Annotated in this window: 18 protein-coding genes; 9 read left to right on the plus strand and 9 right to left on the minus strand. The window is 64.8% G+C overall.

From position 1 onward, the window contains the following. Positions 1-3: 3 nt before the first annotated feature. From OU800_RS14860 to OU800_RS14875, 4 genes are all read left to right on the plus strand, one after another. Positions 4-396, plus strand: a complete 393-nt coding sequence (locus OU800_RS14860; protein ID WP_268178058.1) for a translation initiation factor 2 (IF-2, GTPase) — start codon at positions 4-6, stop codon at positions 394-396. Between the two features lie 5 nt (positions 397-401). Further along, positions 402-1,079, plus strand: coding sequence for a response regulator transcription factor (locus tag OU800_RS14865; RefSeq protein WP_268178059.1), 678 nt, complete (start codon positions 402-404; stop codon positions 1,077-1,079). Positions 1,080-1,308: 229 nt separating this feature from the next. Next, entirely contained in the window at positions 1,309-1,713 is a 405-nt protein-coding gene (locus OU800_RS14870; RefSeq protein ID WP_268178060.1) for a Spy/CpxP family protein refolding chaperone, read from the plus strand. 67 nt (positions 1,714-1,780) lie between these two features. Continuing rightward, on the plus strand, positions 1,781-3,103 hold the full coding sequence (locus tag OU800_RS14875) for a sensor histidine kinase (protein ID WP_268178061.1): 1,323 nt from the start codon (positions 1,781-1,783) through the stop codon (positions 3,101-3,103). 130 nt (positions 3,104-3,233) lie between these two features. On the opposite strand, the gene OU800_RS14880 is transcribed toward OU800_RS14875, so the two are convergent. Together OU800_RS14880 and OU800_RS14885 are read right to left on the minus strand one after the other, a co-directional pair. Next, the gene (locus OU800_RS14880) at positions 3,234-3,794 is read right to left on the minus strand and encodes a nitroreductase family protein (RefSeq protein ID WP_268178062.1); all 561 of its coding nucleotides are present in this window, start codon (positions 3,792-3,794) and stop codon (positions 3,234-3,236) included. Positions 3,795-4,039: 245 nt separating this feature from the next. Next, positions 4,040-4,411: a YkgJ family cysteine cluster protein gene (locus tag OU800_RS14885; protein WP_268178063.1), complete on the minus strand. Its 372-nt coding sequence runs from the start codon at positions 4,409-4,411 to the stop codon at positions 4,040-4,042. A gap of 166 nt (positions 4,412-4,577) precedes the next feature. Here OU800_RS14885 and OU800_RS14890 point away from each other — a divergent pair, with 166 nt between their 5' ends. The 4 genes from OU800_RS14890 to OU800_RS14905 all read left to right on the plus strand — a co-directional run bounded on the left by OU800_RS14890 (position 4,578) and on the right by OU800_RS14905 (position 9,417). Then, positions 4,578-6,032 carry a TrkH family potassium uptake protein gene (locus OU800_RS14890; protein ID WP_268178065.1) on the plus strand — a complete coding sequence of 485 codons (1,455 nt, stop codon included), beginning with the start codon at positions 4,578-4,580 and terminating at the stop codon, positions 6,030-6,032. 4 nt (positions 6,033-6,036) lie between these two features. Beyond that, positions 6,037-7,491: a TrkH family potassium uptake protein gene (locus OU800_RS14895; protein ID WP_268178067.1), complete on the plus strand. Its 1,455-nt coding sequence runs from the start codon at positions 6,037-6,039 to the stop codon at positions 7,489-7,491. A gap of 54 nt (positions 7,492-7,545) precedes the next feature. Then, a complete protein-coding gene (locus OU800_RS14900) occupies positions 7,546-7,863 on the plus strand; it encodes an Mpo1-like protein (protein WP_268178069.1) in 318 nt (105 codons plus the stop codon). Positions 7,864-8,028: 165 nt separating this feature from the next. Further along, on the plus strand, positions 8,029-9,417 hold the full coding sequence (locus OU800_RS14905) for an adenylate/guanylate cyclase domain-containing protein (protein WP_268178070.1): 1,389 nt from the start codon (positions 8,029-8,031) through the stop codon (positions 9,415-9,417). Positions 9,418-9,440: 23 nt separating this feature from the next. On the opposite strand, the gene OU800_RS14910 is transcribed toward OU800_RS14905, so the two are convergent. The 4 genes from OU800_RS14910 to OU800_RS14925 all read right to left on the minus strand — a co-directional run bounded on the left by OU800_RS14910 (position 9,441) and on the right by OU800_RS14925 (position 14,084). Further along, on the minus strand, positions 9,441-10,475 hold the full coding sequence (locus tag OU800_RS14910; RefSeq protein ID WP_268178071.1) for a glycosyltransferase family 4 protein: 1,035 nt from the start codon (positions 10,473-10,475) through the stop codon (positions 9,441-9,443). After that, positions 10,472-11,293 carry a UDP-2,3-diacylglucosamine diphosphatase gene (locus OU800_RS14915; protein WP_268178072.1) on the minus strand — a complete coding sequence of 274 codons (822 nt, stop codon included), beginning with the start codon at positions 11,291-11,293 and terminating at the stop codon, positions 10,472-10,474. Before OU800_RS14915 ends, OU800_RS14910 begins: the two co-directional genes overlap by 4 nt. Before the next feature lie 121 nt (positions 11,294-11,414). Then, positions 11,415-12,611 (minus strand): Bcr/CflA family multidrug efflux MFS transporter, encoded by a 1,197-nt coding sequence (locus tag OU800_RS14920; protein WP_268178073.1) that lies wholly within the window; start codon positions 12,609-12,611, stop codon positions 11,415-11,417. A 147-nt stretch (positions 12,612-12,758) separates the two neighbouring features. Beyond that, positions 12,759-14,084 carry an alginate export family protein gene (locus tag OU800_RS14925; RefSeq protein ID WP_268178074.1) on the minus strand — a complete coding sequence of 442 codons (1,326 nt, stop codon included), beginning with the start codon at positions 14,082-14,084 and terminating at the stop codon, positions 12,759-12,761. Between the two features lie 414 nt (positions 14,085-14,498). Here OU800_RS14925 and feaR point away from each other — a divergent pair, with 414 nt between their 5' ends. After that, positions 14,499-15,443 (plus strand): transcriptional regulator FeaR, encoded by a 945-nt coding sequence (gene feaR / locus OU800_RS14930; RefSeq protein ID WP_268178076.1) that lies wholly within the window; start codon positions 14,499-14,501, stop codon positions 15,441-15,443. A gap of 60 nt (positions 15,444-15,503) precedes the next feature. Here feaR and OU800_RS14935 read toward each other — a convergent pair whose 3' ends face one another. Genes OU800_RS14935 through OU800_RS14945 form a run of 3 tightly spaced genes read right to left on the minus strand, consistent with a single transcriptional unit; the run spans position 15,504 to position 17,885 of the window. After that, on the minus strand, positions 15,504-16,274 hold the full coding sequence (locus tag OU800_RS14935; protein ID WP_268178077.1) for an SDR family oxidoreductase: 771 nt from the start codon (positions 16,272-16,274) through the stop codon (positions 15,504-15,506). Beyond that, positions 16,274-17,068, minus strand: a complete 795-nt coding sequence (locus OU800_RS14940) for an SDR family NAD(P)-dependent oxidoreductase (protein ID WP_268178078.1) — start codon at positions 17,066-17,068, stop codon at positions 16,274-16,276. Before OU800_RS14940 ends, OU800_RS14935 begins: the two co-directional genes overlap by 1 nt. Continuing rightward, the gene (locus OU800_RS14945) at positions 17,061-17,885 is read right to left on the minus strand and encodes a molybdenum cofactor biosynthesis F family protein (protein ID WP_268178080.1); all 825 of its coding nucleotides are present in this window, start codon (positions 17,883-17,885) and stop codon (positions 17,061-17,063) included. The genes OU800_RS14940 and OU800_RS14945 overlap by 8 nt, the downstream gene beginning before the upstream one ends. Positions 17,886-17,887: the final 2 nt, after the last annotated feature.

The following is a 17,887-nucleotide window of genomic DNA, read 5'->3' on the forward strand; positions in this document are numbered from 1 at the left end:
GCCATGCGTTCGATCTCGCTGCCCCTGCTGGTCGGCCTGCTGCTGATGAGCGCAACGATTCAGGCCGAAGAAGTCTCACCGCCCGAGGAGCCGGCCGCCGTGTCGGCTACGGCCCCCGGCCAGGAGCAGATCGCCGAGCTGGAACGCCGCCTGGCACAGAGCGAGCAGGCGCGTGGCGAGCTGGAAGGCAAGAACGCCGCATTGCTGCAGCGCCTGCGCCAGGAAAACCAGCGCCTGCGCCTGCAACTCAAGGAAAGCCAGGCCCAGGTTCAACCCAGGCTGCTCAGTGAAGAGCAGACCTGGTTCGCCGCCGGCGGTGCGCTGTGCCTGGTGTCCCTGCTGTTGGGCGCGCTGTTGCGTGGGCAACGCAAACCACAGCGCGGCTGGACCAACTGAACACCATGAGCCGTCTGCTGCTGATAGACGATGACCAGGAGCTGTGCGAGCTGCTGGCCAGTTGGCTGAGCCAGGACGGCTTTCACATCACCGCCTGCCACGATACCGCCAGCGCGCGCCGTGCCCTGGCCGAGCAGAGCCCGGACGCGGTGGTGCTGGACGTGATGCTGCCCGACGGCAATGGCCTGGAACTGCTCAAGCAACTGCGCAGCGAACATGCCGAACTGCCGGTGCTGATGCTCTCGGCCAGGGGCGAACCGCTCGATCGCATTCTCGGCCTGGAGCTGGGCGCCGACGATTACCTGGCCAAACCCTGCGACCCCCGCGAGCTGACCGCCCGCCTGCGCGCCGTGCTGCGCCGCAGCACGCCGGCACCGGCCAGCAGCCAGCTGGAACTGGGCGACCTGCGTTTCAGCCCCAACCGTGGCATCGCCACGCTCGACGGCCACGACATTCCCCTCACCCTGTCCGAAAGCCGCCTGCTGGAAGCCCTGCTGCAACAGCCCGGCGAGCCGCTGGACAAACAGGCGCTGGCGCAACTGGCACTGGGGCGCAAGCTGACCCTCTACGATCGCAGCCTGGACATGCATGTCAGCAACCTGCGCAAGAAGCTCGGCCCGCACCCCGACGGCCGGCCGCGCATCCTGTCGCTGCGCGGTCGCGGTTACTTCTACGCCCCCTGATCCGGCAGAGCAGCGCTGCCCCCTGCACCGCATGTACCTGGCCGCACGACCGGTAGGATTTATCCGCGATAGGCGGTCAACGTCGGGTTGGCGATGATCTCGGATGAATTGGCTACAGCCCCAGACAATCTTTACCCAGGCTTTACCCAACCCTGACCGCCCTTGACCTTGCTCGCCGCATACTGAGCCCATCCGGTAACGACCGGCTTCGAGACAAGGAGATACCACCATGCGCAAGACCCTGACCGCCCTGCTGTTCGCCGCCACCCTGCCCACCCTGGCCCTGGCCATGCCCGAAGGCCCAGGCCCGCATGAGCGCGGCCCGCAGCCCTTCAAGGAGCTGAACCTGAGCAAGGAGCAGCGCCAGCAAGTACGCAAGCTGATGGGCGAAGAAATGAAGGCCCGTCACGAGATCACCCGCCGTTACCTGGACAAGCTGCCAGAGGCGCAGCGCCAGGCCATGAAGAAAGACCTGGACAAGGCTCGTGAAGACAATCACAAGGCCATGCGCGCCCTGCTTGACCCGGAGCAACAGAAAGCCTTCGACAAGCACCTGAAGGAACGCGAGGCGCGCCGCGCCGAAATGGAAGAATTCAAGGCCTGGAAAGCCGAGAAGGACAAGAAGGCCAGCTAATCTCTCTGGCTCCCACCCTCACCGCCGTGCCCAACCGGGCCCGGCGGTTTCTGCATGAGGTTCTGCTGTGCGCTCACTGTTCTGGCGTATCCTCGCCACCTTCTGGCTGGCCCTTGCTCTGGTCGCCGGCTTGGCCATGCTGCTGGGGCGCGCCCTCAACCAGGACGCCTGGATTCTCAACCGCCACCCCGGGCTGGACGGCCTGGACAAGCGTTGGGTGGCGCTCTACGAACGCAAGGGTGAGCGCGCCGCCCAGGCGTTCCTCGAAGCGCGCAAACGCCAATACCGCATCGACACCCAGGTGATCGGCGAGAGCGGCCAGCCACTGGTCAAGGGCACCTTCCCGCCGCGCGCCGCTGCCTTCGAGCAGCGTCACCGTGATCGCCCCCTGCCCTGGCGGCAACTGACCACCGAATACACCAGCCCCGGCGGCGACACCTATCTGTTCATCTACCGTATTCCCCACCCGGAACTGGCTGCCTGGCACCGTGACAGCCTGTTCTGGCCGCTCAGCGCCCTGGCCATCGCCCTGGTCGTGCTGACCCTGTTCAGCCTGCTGCTGACCCTGTCCATCACCCGCCCGCTGGACAGGCTGCGCGGCGCCGTGCATGACCTGGGGCAGACCACCTACCAGCAGAACAGCCTGGCGCGCCTGGCCAGGCGGCGTGACGAACTGGGCCTGCTGGCCAAGGACTTCAACCGCATGGGCGAACGCCTGCAGGGGCTGATCGGCAGCCAGCGGCAATTGCTGCGCGACGTGTCCCATGAATTGCGCTCACCCCTGGCACGGCTGCGTATCGCCCTGGCCCTGGCCGAGCGCGCCGAGCCGGAGGAGCGAGAAAAGCTCTGGCCGCGGCTGCAGCAGGAGTGCGACCGCCTGGAAGCGCTGATCAGCGAGATACTCGCCCTTGCCCGCCTGGACGCCGCACCGGGCGCCGCTCAGGCGGTGGATCTGGTCGCCATCTTCGCCAAGTTGCAAGAAGACGTGCGTCTGAGCGCGCCCGAGCAGCGCATCGAGCTACACCTGGCTAGCGACCTGAGGCTGCATGGCTGGCCGGATATGCTCGAACGCGCCCTGGACAACCTGCTGCGCAATGCCCTGCGCTTCAACCCAACCGAACAGCCCATTGAAATCAGCGCAACGCGCCATGGCCAGCATCTGCACCTGAGCGTGCGCGACCATGGCCCCGGCGTGGCGCCTGAGCATCTGTCGGAACTGGGCAAACCCTTCTTCCGCGCGCCGGGCCAGAGCGACGCCGGTCACGGCCTGGGCTTGGCCATCGCGCGCCGCGCCGCACAGCGTCATGGCGGTGAATTGCTGCTGAGCAATCACCCGCAGGGCGGCTTCGTCGCCACCCTGGAGCTGCCGCTCGAGGCAGCCAAGGGTTGAGCCCGCAGTAGAGTTATTTAGCGCCGCACCTGCACCGAGCGTGTCAGGACGCACGATCGGTCGGCGGATTTATCCGCGATCTGAGTCAGGCACCAAGCCGAACCTTATCGCCAACGTATTCGCCTCTAGCTCAGCCGTTCCAGGCGCTGACGAAGTCGCTCACGGCCAGCTCCGGCGCGCGGCGCAGTTCGCGTTCCGGGGTGCCAAGGTAGAGGTAGGCGATCAGCCGCTCGTCCTCATTCAGGCCCAGCCCCTTGGCGACATGGGCGTTGTAGGCCATGTCGCCGGTGCGCCAGACCGCGCCGATGCCCTGGGCATGGGCGGCAAGCAGCAGACCATGGGCGGCACAGCCAGCGGCAAGCAACTGCTCCAGTTCGGGCACCTTGGGGTGGGCCTGCAAGCGAGCGATCACCACCACCAGTAGCGGCGCACGCAGCGGCATGCCGCGGGCCTTGTCCAGGGCCTCTGGCGCAGCCTCGCCATCGGCATGACGTAACGCCTCGGCGAAGAGCTCGCCCATGCGTACACGGGCATCGCCTTCCACGGTCAGAAAGCGCCAGGGCCGCAACTGGCCATGATCGGGCGCCCGCAGCGCCGCACGAAAGAGCAGCTCGCGCTGCGCCGCATCAGGGGCAGGCTCCACCAGACGAGGAACGGAAACACGGTTGAGCAGAGCGTCGAGAGCCTCCATCGGCCACCTCCGAAAGGCTTAAAATGAAGCATTCTCAAGCTGCAAGCTGCAAGCTGCAAGCTGCAAGCTGCAAGCTGCAAGCTGCAAGCTGCAAGCTGCAAGCTGAGCAATGTGCGGGCGGATGCCAAAGTCAGTCAAACCGTAGCCCGGATGCAATCCGGGAATTGCCGCCCCGGATTGCATCCGGGCTACGAAACGCTCTGGCTCTTAACTTGAAGCTTGTGGCTTGCAGCTTGTAGCTGCTCTCAAGCTACCCGATCCGGCGTCACCACCGGCTGTACCGGCGGGGTCAGCGGCGGCAGGCCATGGGCGCGCCGGGCATCGTCACAGCGTGGGTTGTGTACGCCGTTCTCCCAGGACGCCTCGAATTCACGACAACTGCTGGAGCGCTGTTCGTATAGGGTGCAGCGCACGCTGCAACCGACGTCACCGAGCAGTTGGGTACAGCGCGCCGGCTTCGACTCGGTGCCACGCATGGCGACATAGTGCGGGCTGATCTGCACGACCTGTTCGTCCGGCACGGTACCCCCGGCAGACTGGCATTCGCCCCAGAAGAAGGACACACGAAAGAACGCGCAGCAGGCGCCGCACGTCAGGCAGGGATTGGATTCGGACATGGATGAAGGACTCGGAAACCAGCGGGCGCCGGCAACTGGCGGCTATTCTATGATTCGCCATGGCCTTGTAAAGCCCCCGACGGCAAGTCCAGATCGTGCCGGTTTACAGGCTCAGGGCCACAGGTAGAATGGCGCGTCTTCCGCCACTCGCCAGAGTCCACTGCACATGGCCTTGCCGACGTTACGCATCATCGGTTTCATCATCGGCATCTTTCTCATCACTCTGGCCTTGAGCATGGCCATCCCCATGCTGACGCTGCTGATCCTGGAACACCCGGAAGACCTCGAAGCCTTCCTCTGGTCGAGCCTGATCACCCTGGCCACGGGCCTCGCTCTGGTGATCTCCGGGCGGCCGAACAATGCCCAGCTACGCCCCCGCGACATGTACCTGCTGACCACCGGCAGTTGGGTCGTGGTGTGCAGCTTCGCCGCGCTGCCACTGATGCTGATTGCCCACATCAGTTATACCGATGCCGTGTTCGAGACCATGTCCGGCATCACCACCACCGGCTCCACCGTGCTTACCGGCCTGGACAACATGTCCCCGGGCATCCTGATCTGGCGCTCGCTGCTGCACTGGCTCGGCGGTATCGGCTTCATCGGCATGGCCGTGGCAATCCTGCCGCTGCTGCGCGTCGGCGGCATGCGCCTGTTCCAGACCGAGTCGTCGGACTGGGGCGAGAAAGTCATGCCACGCTCGCATGTAGCGGCCAAGTACCTGCTGTTGATCTACCTCGCCCTGACGCTGTTGGGTTTCCTGGCCTTCTGGGCGGCCGGCATGACGCCTTTCGAGGCGATCAACCATTCCATGGCGGCGATTTCCACCGGCGGCTTCTCCACCTCGGACCTGTCGCTGGCCAACTGGCCGCAGCCGGCCGTGCACTGGACCGCCGTGGTGCTCATGCTGCTGGGTGGCATGCCGTTCATGCTCTACGTCGCCTTCATCCGCGGCAACCGCCAGGCCCTGTTCAAGGATCACCAGGTGCGCGGCTTTCTCGGCTTTCTCGTGCTGACCTGGCTGGTGTTCGGTACCTGGCTGTGGCTGAACTCCAACTACGAATGGCTGGACGCCTTTCGCATCGTCGCGGTGAACGTCACCTCGGTGGTCACCACCACCGGCTTCGCCCTCGGCGACTACACCACCTGGGGCAGCTTCGCCGTGCTGCTGTTCTTCTACCTCACCTTCGTCGGCGGCTGCTCCGGCTCCACCGCCGGCGGCCTGAAGATCTTCCGCTTCCAGGTGGCTTACGTGCTGCTCAAGGCCAACCTGATGCAACTGGTGCATCCCCGTGCGGTGATCAAGCAGCAGTACAACGACCACAACCTGGACGAGGAAATCGTCCGCTCGCTGATCACCTTCTCGTTCTTCTTCACCATCACCATCGGCGTGCTGGCCCTGGCCCTGACGCTGACGGGCCTGGACTGGATCACCGCGCTGACCGGCGCCGCCACCGCGGTGTGCAACGTCGGCCCCGGCCTCGGCCCGATCATCGGCCCCGCCGGCAACTTCGCCAGCCTGCCGGACTCGGCCAAGTGGCTGCTGAGCATCGGCATGCTGCTCGGCCGTCTGGAAATTCTCACCGTGCTGGTGCTGGTCACCCGCAGCTTCTGGAAGAGCTGAGCCGATGCCGGTTTCCCGACTGCGCATTCTCGCCTTCATCAATGGCATCTTCCTGCTCACCCTGGCGCTGAGCATGCTGGTGCCGGTGGTCACATTGCTGGTCTTCGAGCGCCCACAAGAGATTGACGCCTTCCTCTGGTCGAGCCTGATCACCGCGCTGACCGGCATGGCCATGATCGCCCAGGGGCGCCCCGAGCAGACCCAGCTACGCCCACGCGACATGTACATGCTGACGGTATCGAGCTGGGTGCTGGTGTCGATCTTCGCCGCTCTACCGTTCGTCTTCGCCGAACGCGCCAGCATCACCGACGCCTACTTCGAGAGCATGTCTGGCATCACCGCCACCGGCGCCACCGTGTTCAACGGCCTCGACCAGATGTCCCCCGGCACCCTGATCTGGCGCTCGCTGCTGCACTGGCTCGGCGGCATCGGCTTCATCGCCATGGCCGTGGCGATCCTGCCGATGCTGCGTATCGGCGGCATGCGCCTGTTCCAGACCGAATCCTCGGATCGCTCGGACAAGGTCATGCCGCGCTCGCACATGGTCGCCAAGTACATGGTGCTGGCCTATCTCGGCCTCAGCGCCCTGGCCGTGCTGGCGTTCTGGCTGGCGGGCATGGGCCTGTTCGATGCGATCAACCATGCCATGTCGGCCATCGCCACCGGCGGGTTCTCCACCTCCGACTCCTCGCTGGGCAAGTGGCAGCAACCGGCGATCCATTGGGTGGCGGTGCTGGTGATGGTGCTCGGCAGCCTGCCCTTCGTGCTCTACGTCACGGCGCTGCGTGGCAACTATCGGCCGCTGCTGCGCGATGCCCAGGTGCGCGGTTTCCTCCTGCTACTGGTTGGCAGTTGGCTGATCCTGGCCTGCTGGAAGTGGTTCACCACCGACCTGCACTGGTTCGACGCGCTACGCCTGGTGGCGGTGAACATCACCTCGATCATGACCACCACCGGCTTCGCCGTGGGCGATTATCACCTGTGGGGCCCCTTCGCCAGCATGATGTTCTTCTACCTGGGCTTCGTCGGTGGCTGCTCCGGCTCCACCGCAGGCGGCCTGAAGATCTTCCGCTTCCAGGTGGCCTACATCCTGCTCAAGGCCAACCTCAAGCAGCTCATCCATCCGCGCGCGGTGATCAAACAGCAGTACAACGGCCACCGCCTGGACGAGGACATCGTGCGCTCGATCCTCGCCTTCGCCTTCTTCTACACCATCACCATCGCCAGCCTCGCCCTGGGCGTGGCCATGTGTGGGGTGGACTGGATCACCGCTCTGACCGGCGCCGCCGCCATGGTCTCCGGGGTCGGCCCGGGCATGGGTGAGATGGTCGGCCCGGCGGGCAACTACGCGGGCATACCGGATCTGGCCAAATGGATCCTGACCCTGGGCATGCTGCTCGGCCGCCTGGAAATCCTCACCGTGCTGGTGCTGTTCTTCCCCGCGTTCTGGCGGCATTGAGCGACAGGCTCCCAGCCCCTAGACTGGGCGCACGACAATAATAGGAGGTGCGCCATGACCACCCAGCCCCACGAACGCTTCCAGAGCTTCGCCGAGTTCTACCCTTATTACCTGCAAGAGCACAGCAACCCCACCTGCCGCCGCCTGCACTACGCTGGCAGCCTGCTGGTGCTGACCATCCTCGCCTATGCCCTGCTCACGCAGCAGTGGCTGTGGTTGTTGGCCATCCCGCTGGCCGGCTACGGCTTTGCCTGGGTCGGCCATTTCGTCTTCGAGAAGAACCGCCCCGCCACCTTCCAGTACCCGCTGTACAGCCTGATGGGCGACTGGGTGATGCTCAAGGATGCCTTCACCGGGCGTATCCGTTTCTGAAACGCATGACCGTCTGGATACTGGCCAAGTGCCGTTTAGCGGTGATGCTTGGCTGGCCGCAACTCGCTTGGTTATGATCCTGCCCTGCAAGGCTCTGGAACGAGACTTGCCAATCGTCAGCACCCACAAGAGGTGTCACCTTTCCTGCAGGGACTCTTTGCGTACATGAAGCCAGCCATATCCAGCCGGGTCAGCAGTCTGCCGACACCACCGCTGCGCGAATACTATTCCCGCGTGCTGGCCTACATCGCCACCGCCGCCTGCATCGCCGCCGGTACGGCAATCGGGCACTTCGGCTACGACATCCTGTGGATGGTGCCCTACGCCCTGCTCTACCCCCACCTGGCCTATCAGGTCAGCCGACGCTTCAAGCCCGATCACCCGCAACAGACCGATCTCGGCCTGCTGTTCGTAGATGCCCTGCATGCCGGCGCCAGTATCGTGCTGCTGGGCTTTTCCAGCGTGCCCAGCCTGATGTTCCTGCTCACCCTGAGCTTCAGCGCCCTGGTGATCGGCGGCCTGTACTACCTGGGCATGGCCCTGCTGGTGGCCCTCGCCGCCCTGGCGCTGTGTGCGGCCGTGACCCATGTGCCCGACAACACGGCGACCCCGACCCTGGTCAGCCTGGTCAGCATCCTGTTCACCGCCCTGTACATTGGCATCACCGCTTATTTCGTGCACCAGCAGGGCCTGCGCCTGGCGCAAGCGCGTACCGAGATCAAGCGCGAGCAGGAAAAGGCCGCGCGCCTGGCGCGCAACCTGGCCAAGTACCTGTCCCCCCAGGTGTGGGAGTCGATCTTCACCGGCAAGAAGACCGTGCGCCTGGAAACCCAGCGCAAGAAGCTCACGGTGTTCTTCTCCGACATCAAGGGCTTCACCGAACTGACCGAAGAACTGGAAGCCGAGCAGCTCACCGACCTGCTCAACACCTACCTCAACGAGATGTCGAAGATCGCCCTGAAATACGGCGGCACCATCGACAAGTTCATCGGTGACAGCGTCATGGTGTTCTTCGGCGACCCCAGCAGCCTGGGCGCCAAGAAGGATGCCGTGGCCGCCGTATCCATGGCCATCGCCATGCGCAAGCACATGAAGGTGCTGCGCCAGCAATGGCGCGCCCAGGGCATCACCAAGCCGCTGGAAATTCGCATGGGGCTCAATACCGGCTATTGCACGGTGGGCAACTTCGGTGCCGATACGCGCATGGACTACACCATCATCGGCCGCGAAGTGAACCTGGCCAGCCGCCTGGAGAGCGCCGCCGAAGCCGGCGAAATCCTCATCTCCCACGAGGCCTATTCGCTGGTCAAGGACGTGATCATGTGCCGCGACAAGGGGCAGATCACGGTCAAGGGCTTCACCCGCCCGGTGCAGATCTACCAGGTGGTGGACTTCCGCCGTGACCTCGGCGCCACCTCCAGCTATGTCGAGCACGAACTGCCGGGCTTCTCCATGTACCTGGACACCAACGGCATTCAGAACTACGACAAGGAGCGGGTGATCCAGGCGCTCAACCAGGCCGCCGAGAAACTGCGCGACAAGGTCATTCTGTAAGGGTTCGCCGCCCGGTACCGCCCCTAGCCTTCCGCCAGCGCCTCGCTGAGCACCACCGGCTCGCCGTCGATCAGCGGTTGCAGCGCCAGGAACTCCAGCGCCGAGGCGCGCCAGGATTGCGCCGCGGCCAGTTCGGCGCAGCGCCCGCGATCCAGCTCCAGCGCGGCCAGGCAGGCAGTGCGCAGATCCTCGTCCATGACCCCGCTCTGCCCAGGCTGCAACACGTCCAGCGGCCCGGCCACCGGGTAGGCCGCCACCGGCGTGCCACAGGCCAGCGCCTCGAGCATCACCAGGCCGTAGGTATCGGTGCGCGAAGGGAACACCAGCACCGAGGCCTGCTGATAGGCCTCGGCCAATGCCTGACCATGGCGATAACCGAGAAAGCGCACCTGCGGATACTGACGCTGCAGCGCCTCGCGCTGCGGGCCGTCACCCACCACGCGCTTCTCGCCCGGCAAATCCAGATCGAGAAAGGCCTGCAGGTTCTTTTCCGGCGCAATGCGCCCGACATAGAGAAACACCGGCTGCTGCGGGCGTGAACGCTCCGCATCTGGCCGGAACAACGAGGTATCCACGCCCTTGCGCCACAGTTGCAGATGGCGTAGCTCCCAGCCGGCGAACTCCTCGCGCAGGCGTTCGGTGGTCACCAGCACGGCCTGGCTGGGGCGATGGAAGGCGCGCAGGAAGGCATAGCCCCAGCGCGGCGCGATCCACGGCCAGCGGGTGCTGACATACTCGGGAAAGCGGGTATGGATGGCAGAGGAAAACGCCAGCCCACGCTTGACCAGCCAGCGCCGCGCCGCCCAGCCAAGTGGGCCTTCGGTGGCGATGTGCACGCAATCCGGGCGGAAGTCACGAATCGCCGGGCCGACCTGCCAGAGGTTCCACACCAGAGGGATTTCCGGGTAGGTCGGGCACGGCACGGCGCGGAAGTCGGCCGGCGACAGCAGCTTGACCTGATGGCCCAGGCCGCGCAGTTCACGCACCAGCGCTGCCAGGCTGGTGACCACACCGTTGACCTGCGGTGACCAGGCGTCGCTGACGATCAGTATTCTCACGCGCCCGTCTCGAGCAGTGCGGCAGCCTGCTCATCGGCGGCCTGCCGCGCCTGATCCTCGGCCAGCCGGTAGAGTTCGATCTGCCCATCCCAGTGCTCGATCAGCGCCGTGCAGGATTCCACCCAGTCGCCGCAGTTGAGGTACTCCACCTCGCCGACCTGACGGATCTCGGCATGGTGGATATGCCCACAGACCACGCCGTCGAGGCCGCGCTTGACGCACTCGTGGGCGATGGCTTCCTCGAAGTCGCTGATGAAGTTCACCGCCGTCTTGACCTTGTGCTTGAGGTAGGCCGACAGCGACCAGTAACCGTAACCGTAGCGGCGCCGCCAGTGGTTGAGCCAGCGGTTGAGGGTCAGGGTGAACTCGTAGGCCGAATCGCCAAGGAAGGCCAGCCAGCGGTGGTAACGGGTGATCACGTCGAACTGGTCGCCATGGATCACCAGCAGCCGACGGCCATCGGCGGTGACGTGCACCGCCTCGTCCACCAACTGGATGTTGCCCAGCAGCAGGCTGGAATAGCGGCGCAGGAATTCGTCATGGTTGCCGGTGACGTAGACCACCTCGGTGCCGCGCTTGCTCATGGTCAGCAGGCGGCGGATCACGTTGGTGTGCGCCTGCGGCCAGTAGATGCCACCGCGCAGCTTCCAGCCGTCGATGATGTCGCCGACCAGGTAGATGCGGTCGGCGTGGTAGCGCTTGAGGAAAGCGGCCAGGTGCTCGGCCTGGCAATCCCGGGTGCCGAGGTGCACGTCCGAGATCCACAGGGTACGAACACGTTGCTTGCGACTGGGCTTGGCGAGCTGGGCGCTGGTCATGGGCGGCCTCCGGCTGTTTTGGACAGCTTGAGGCGAAGCGGTGAAGTGATCGTGACGCTTGCAAGACGATTGCATGACAGCGCGCTACGCAGCGCTCCAGTGCAACCAAGCTCTGCGCCCCCTACGCCAGCGTCTGGCGGCTAGTGGCCCTGGCCAGCCTGAAGGCCATGAGAGAGCCAATCCCGGCGGCCCCCATCAACATGCACATGGGAGCCGCGCTGCCATCATGCAGCGCACCCGCCAAGGCGCTGAACACCATACCCAAACCGAACTGCAGAGCCACCGCCAAGCCAGCGGCGGCACCGGCCTGCTGTGGATAGCGCTGCAGCAAGCTGGCCAGGCAGTTGGCTCCGATCAGGCCGGTCACGCTGACGTAAAGCACGACACAGATCACCACGGTGTATACGCCTCCCAAGCCCAGCCCTCCGAAAAGAGCCAGGCCGCTGCCGGAGATCGCCGCCACGGCGGTGCCCCAGGCCAGCATGCGTTGCGGCCCGAAACGTGGAACCCAGCGAGCGTTGAGCATGGTGGCCAATATCACCCCGAAGATATTCAGCGCGAACAACCAGCCATAGCCTTGCGGTGAAACGCTGAAGTACTGGATATACACGAAGGGCGAAGCCGTGATGAAGGCGAACATGCCTGCGAAGGACAGCCCCATGCACAAGATGAAGCCCAGTGCATTCGGCGCACAGGCCATCAGCCCATAAGCACGGAAAGCCCGCGCCAGTGAAGTGCCGCGCTGTTGGGGAGGATGAGTCTCGGGCAGACCCAAGGCAACCAGCACCAGGCAGCAGGCCGCGAACGACAGCAGCACCAGGAACAACGCACGCCAACCGGCCAGCAGCATGAGATAGCTCCCCATCAGCGGCGCGACCAGGGTGGCGAGCATGGTCACCAAGTGCATCAGTGACAGCACCCTGGCGGCGGCCGCCAACGGGAAGAGATCGCGCACCACAGTGCGAGCCAGCACCGACGCGGCAGCGCCGCCCAGCGCTTGCAGAAAGCGACACAGCACCAGTTGCTCAGCGTTATCGGCCCACGCACAGCCGAGGCTGGCCAGCACATAGAGGCCGATGCCGAAGAGCAACAGCGGACGCCTGCCAAAGCGATCCGAAAGCGGCCCATAGAGCAACATGCCCAGACACAGACCAGCCAGAAACGCGCTGATGGTGAGTTGCACACTGGCTTCCGAGGCCTGCAGATCCGTCGCGATCAGAGGCAGGCTGGGCAGATACAGATCGATGGAGAGCGGGCCGAAGGCCGTCAGTGCAGCGAGCAGGACGATCAGGCGCTGCGGGTTGGCGACTGCGGACATGCATGATCTCACGAGGTTGGGGCCGGCCAGCCTACGAGCTGGCCGGCTGCGGGCGGCGAGAAGAGCCCAGGCAAGCGCCCCAGCAGCACGAGATGCCCGGCGCGAGCCTGGTGCCAGGTCGGGGCTTGCGGCATAGACGCCCTCGCCTCAGAAAGGAACGGCTAGGGTGAGCTGGCTGTAGACATTGGTGCCATTACCGTCACCCTGCACGCCACCATCCTCCAGCCCCTTGTCGGGTTGGTAGAGGCCGACCAGGGGAGTGATGATCAGGTGGTCACTGACGGCCCACTCGGCGTAGAGATCCAGCTCACGCCCGCTGGTATCGACATTGCCGCGGGAATGCAGCGTATCGAAGTCGAAATACAGCACGCCTAGCGTCAGCCCTTCCATCGGAGTGGCCTTGAGGCCGACATGATGAACCTGGGTATTGCTGTTGAACGGGCCGGAATAGTTGGCGGCGACCTCGCCCTGGAACCAGGTGCCATAGCCACGGCTGAAGCCGTTGAACATCGAATCCCAGCCTTCCGAATAGCGGCTGTAGCGATAGGTCAGGTTCGGTGACCAGGCCAGGTCTGCAAAGGTATAGCCCGCTTCGGCATACCAGGCTTTTTCATCGCCGGCCGACTTGTCCTGCCAGGCGTACTCGAAGGCGAAATTGGCATTCTCCACGCCCGCATTGCCAGCCCCGCGCACGCTGTAGATATCCATGCCGTCACGCTGTCGCTGAAAATCGCTGGCATAGCGCTCGTCCACACCAATGCCATGGATATAGGTGAATGCCAGCTCACCCGGCTCGGTGGTGTAGGCCAGCGTGCCAGCCGCCAGCTCGGTCTTGGCCTGGGCGCGGTTATCCGATTTCATCCACATCAGATCGCCGTGCAAGCCCTGCTGACCACCGATACGCACCACCGCGGTCTGGTCGAAGGCATGACGGGCGGCCAGGTAATAGGCACCGCCTCGATTCAATTCGCCTTCGGCCGGGCCCTTGCCGAAATTGAGGCCATCATCGTTGATGATGAAACCATCGCCGATCTTCACCACCTGACGACCAAAGGAGATGTCCAGGCCATCTTCGCCCAGCGCCGGCAGCAGATTGCCGGAGCGCCAGCCCAGGTAGGCGTCCTCGATCTTGGTGGTGCGTTCGGAGCCGTCGCTCAGGCCGGCCGCATCGCCATCGCCCCAGGAGCCGGAACTGACCCAATTGAGTGCGCCGTAGGCCGTACCGTTACCCGCCAGCCCCTGCTCGGCACTGACCCCATATTTGACGAAGCCCTCGCGCCAACTGGCGCCACCGCTGCTGCCGTCATAGCTCTTGCGGCTGTTGAACCAGCCATACACGGCGAGGACATCGGCGTTCAGCCTGGTTTCACCCTGGTTGTAGAATTCGTAGGCCTGGGCTGACTGGCTGGCGCCAAGGACGGCGACAGCAAGCCCCACGGCTGCGGAAATGGAGGTATGGCGACGTTGCTGCATGAGCTGCTCCTCTTGTTCTTCTGGCCCGTCCGGCAGGACAGGTCTCTGGTTTGCGCCCTGCAGCGCAGGACGCACCACCGCTCAGCCCCGATATCCTCCCTCGAGATACCGAATGAACCTCGACAACGGTGACGGGCTATTAGGGAACGTGCGCACCGGCAATGCTTGATCACACTTGCCAGCGGACTTGACCCGCCACGCCAGCAGCAGCGCACTCGTTGTGTGCAGCAGTAACAGCGAGTGCACCGGGACTCGGCGGCCGAACCGTCTGACCATCGGCTTCCAGCCCTCAACAATGGGCGCTGGCGGATCAGGAAGCGACTTGCGGGAACCCGGCATGGTTCATGCTTAACATGTTAATGAAACCGCCCATGCATCTTTCGGTAACATGTTAACAAGTATCAAGGGGTCGCCATGCACGCTCAGCAGGCCACACACAGCTCACTCGAAAACTGGCAGCGCTCCATCCAATCCGTTTGCGGCAACTACGAGACCCGCCTGGCCTTCAACAGCACCCTGTTCATCGGTGATGTCCATGCCAAGGAACATGCCGGTCTGACGCTGGCGCACCTGAAGACCAATGCCGGCCTGATCTCCCGCACGGCCAAGACGGATCGCGACGACGACCGTTACTGCTTTCTGGTCAGCCAGCGCAGTGGCTGTTCGCAGATATCCCAGAATGGCCAGACCGTAGAGCTAGCACCGGGCGACCTGGTGTTGATGGACTCGGTGGGCTCGTGCGAGATCACCCCGCATGGGTTGATCGAACATGCCTCCCTGCATCTGCCGCGAGAAGATGTTCTGCGTGCGCTGCGCAACGAGCGCTCGCTGTTCGGCAAGGTTTCACCTCGATGCACCAGCGGCCGTATGCTGCGCCTGCTGGTCGACCAGCTCTATCTCAACGAAGCGGGCATCCAGGCCGATGCCTGCGAAGGCGAAGCCATGCTCGGCGCCTTTACCAGCCTGCTCGGCCCAGCCTTGACGCAGCGCGAGCAGGAAGCCGAGATCGCCGACTCGATTGCCGGCAACAGCCTGCGACGCCAGGCGCAGCAACTGATCGAGGAATCGCTGAGCCACCCCAACCTGACGCCGGCCGCGCTGGCCAACCGCCTGCAGATCTCCGTGCGCCAGCTCTATCGACTCTTCGAGGAACAGGGCGACAGCGTTTGCCGTTATATCCAGCGCACCCGACTGCAACGCAGCGCCAGCGATCTGAGCAACCCCAACCTGCGCCGCGAATCGATCACCGCGATCGCCTACAAATGGGGCTTTACCGATTCGGCCCACTTCAGTCGCGCGTTCAAGAAGCAGTTCGAGCAATCGCCCAAGGAATACCGCTCCCAGGCCGTCGATCAGTAACCTAAGGCGGAACGCGACAGGTGTCGGCAGCGGCGACCGAAGGCCACCAGCACCACAGACTCAAGCAAGCGCCGCCTGGGTTTCCGGCAAGGTCGCGCCACCATCCACAACGATGGTCTGCCCGGTGATATAGCTGGCCGCCTCCGAGGCGAGGAACAGCATGGCGCCGGCAATATCAGCCGGTTCGCCCAGGCGGCCCAAGGGTACCCCGCGGGCGATATCGGCGCTGTGGGCGCCATCGCCCAGATTGCCCATCGCCGGGGTACGGATCATGCCCGGCTCGACGCCATTGACCCGTACCCCACGCCTGGCCAGCTCCAGCGCCGCACTGCGGATGAAACCGTTGACCCCGGCCTTGGACGCCGCGTAGTGGCTCAACCCCGGATAGGCGACCCGTGGCCCGGTAACCGACGAGGTGACCAGCACGCAGCCCTTGCCCCGCTGCTCGAACAACGGCAACGCGCCCTGGGTGAGCCAGAACAGCGCGCTGAGATTCACCGCCAGGGTGCGTTGCAGAATGGTCGGCGTGATCTCGGCGAAGGGCGTCAGAGGAAAGTAGCCGGCGTTATGCACCAGAATGTCCAGGCGCTCCAGCCCACTCAGCAAAGCGGCGATGGCGGCTTCGTCGGCCAGGTCGATCGCCAATGCCTGCACCTCGTGCCCCTGGCTCTGCAGTTCACGCGCCAGTGCCTGGGCCGGCTGCACCTGCAGATCGGCGATCAGCACGCGCGCCCCGCTGGCAGCAAAGCCTTCGACGATACTGCGACCGATGCCCTGGGCGCCGCCGGTGACCAGCACGGTCTGCCCGGCGAAATCGAATCGTGCGTTCATCAGGCACCTCCCAGACGATCGAACACCAGAGTCGGCACATCGACGATGCTGGAACCGCCGTCGGCGACGATGCTGGCCCCCGTGATGATCGACGCCTCGTCACTGATCAGGAAACGGCACACGCTGGCGACTTCCTCGGCACTGGCCGGACGCCGCAAGGGCACGTCGGCGGTGACCCGAGCGTAGGCGGCATCGAGGTCTTCGCCGAAGTGCTGCATCAGCGGTTGCATCTCCTCGTCGGCCATCGGCGTGCGCACCCAGCCGGGGCACACGCAGTTGACGCGTACGCCCAGTGGGCCGTAATCACGCGCCAGGGAGCGGTTGAGACCGAGCAGCGCATGCTTGGCCGTGGTGTAGCCACACACCTGCGGGCCGGCGGCCAACGAGGCGATGGAACCGAGCAGGACGATGCTGCCGCGCCGCTCGATCAGCAGCGGCAGGCAGGCTCGGGCGCTGTGAAAGGCGCTGTCGAGATTGCTGCGCATGGCGGCCTGCCAGCCTTCGTCGGACGTTTGCGTGGCCGTGCCGAGACCATGGCCACCGGCGCAAGCCAGCAGCGCATCGAGGCCGCCGAAGCGGCTGCGGATCTGCTCGACGAAGCCACTCCAGGCCTCGGCGCTGGCAGCATCGCCGACCAGCACCAGGCCACCGGTTTGCGCCGCCACACGCTCCAGTGGCGGGCGGCGACGACCGACCAGCACCAGGTTGTGGCCTTCATCCGCCAGACGCCGGGCGCAGGCTTCACCGATGCCGGTGCCGGCCCCTGTAATGAGGATGGTTCTGGGCTCAGTCATCGCACGCATGCTCCGTGCGGTTGATCACGCTGCAGTAGGAGGCCACCGGGAAGTTGGACAGTTCGTCGAAGCCGCCACCGGCGTAGCCGAAGATCTTGCCGTCGCTGCGGTGGTTGGCCATGTCGATCATCACCAGGCCCAGGGTCGGCACGATCTTCTCGCGCCAGACGAACAGATACAGCTCGTCGCTGATCTTGTAGTAGTGGCAACGATCGGTGTCGCACAGGCCCGCCTCCACACCTTTCAGGCACTGCCAGGTGTAGAAGTTCTCGTTGAGGTAGATGTGCTCGTAGACCTCGGTCGGGCTGTAGCGATAGAGGTTGCGCAGGCCGACCAGCTCGCGGGTCGGCGCGTGCGGGCAGGCGCCCTCCTGCCACGGCTTGTCCAGGCTGCCGTGGAAGAACTCGATCTCCACGCCGGTCAGCAGCTTGCCCGCCAGGGCGCGATGGTAGAGGCCTTCATGGGTCGTCTGGGCGTCCGGCATGCGGCCGATCACTGCGGTGAAGGAAGCGCTGGTCAAGTCCAGCACCAGGCTGATCGACCAGTCCTGGCCGTTCTCCTGCTTGAGGAAGTCCACCAGGTAGATGCCGGGGCGAACCGAGGTGGCACGGTAGGCAGCACTGCCCTGCGAATGACCATCGGCTGCCTGCCAGCTCAGACGCTCGGCCTCGAAGCGGTGAGCGATCTGCCAACCATTGGCGAAATGCAGGGTCAGGCTTCGGCCAGTGAGGTCGGCCAGGTTCGGCAGGATGAAGGATTCCGGGGCGAAGCCATCGGCCAGGGCCCCTACGGTGATCCAGTCGGAATGGGTGCTCATGC

This window comes from Pseudomonas sp. GOM7 (assembly GCF_026723825.1).
Lineage (GTDB): Bacteria > Pseudomonadota > Gammaproteobacteria > Pseudomonadales > Pseudomonadaceae > Aquipseudomonas.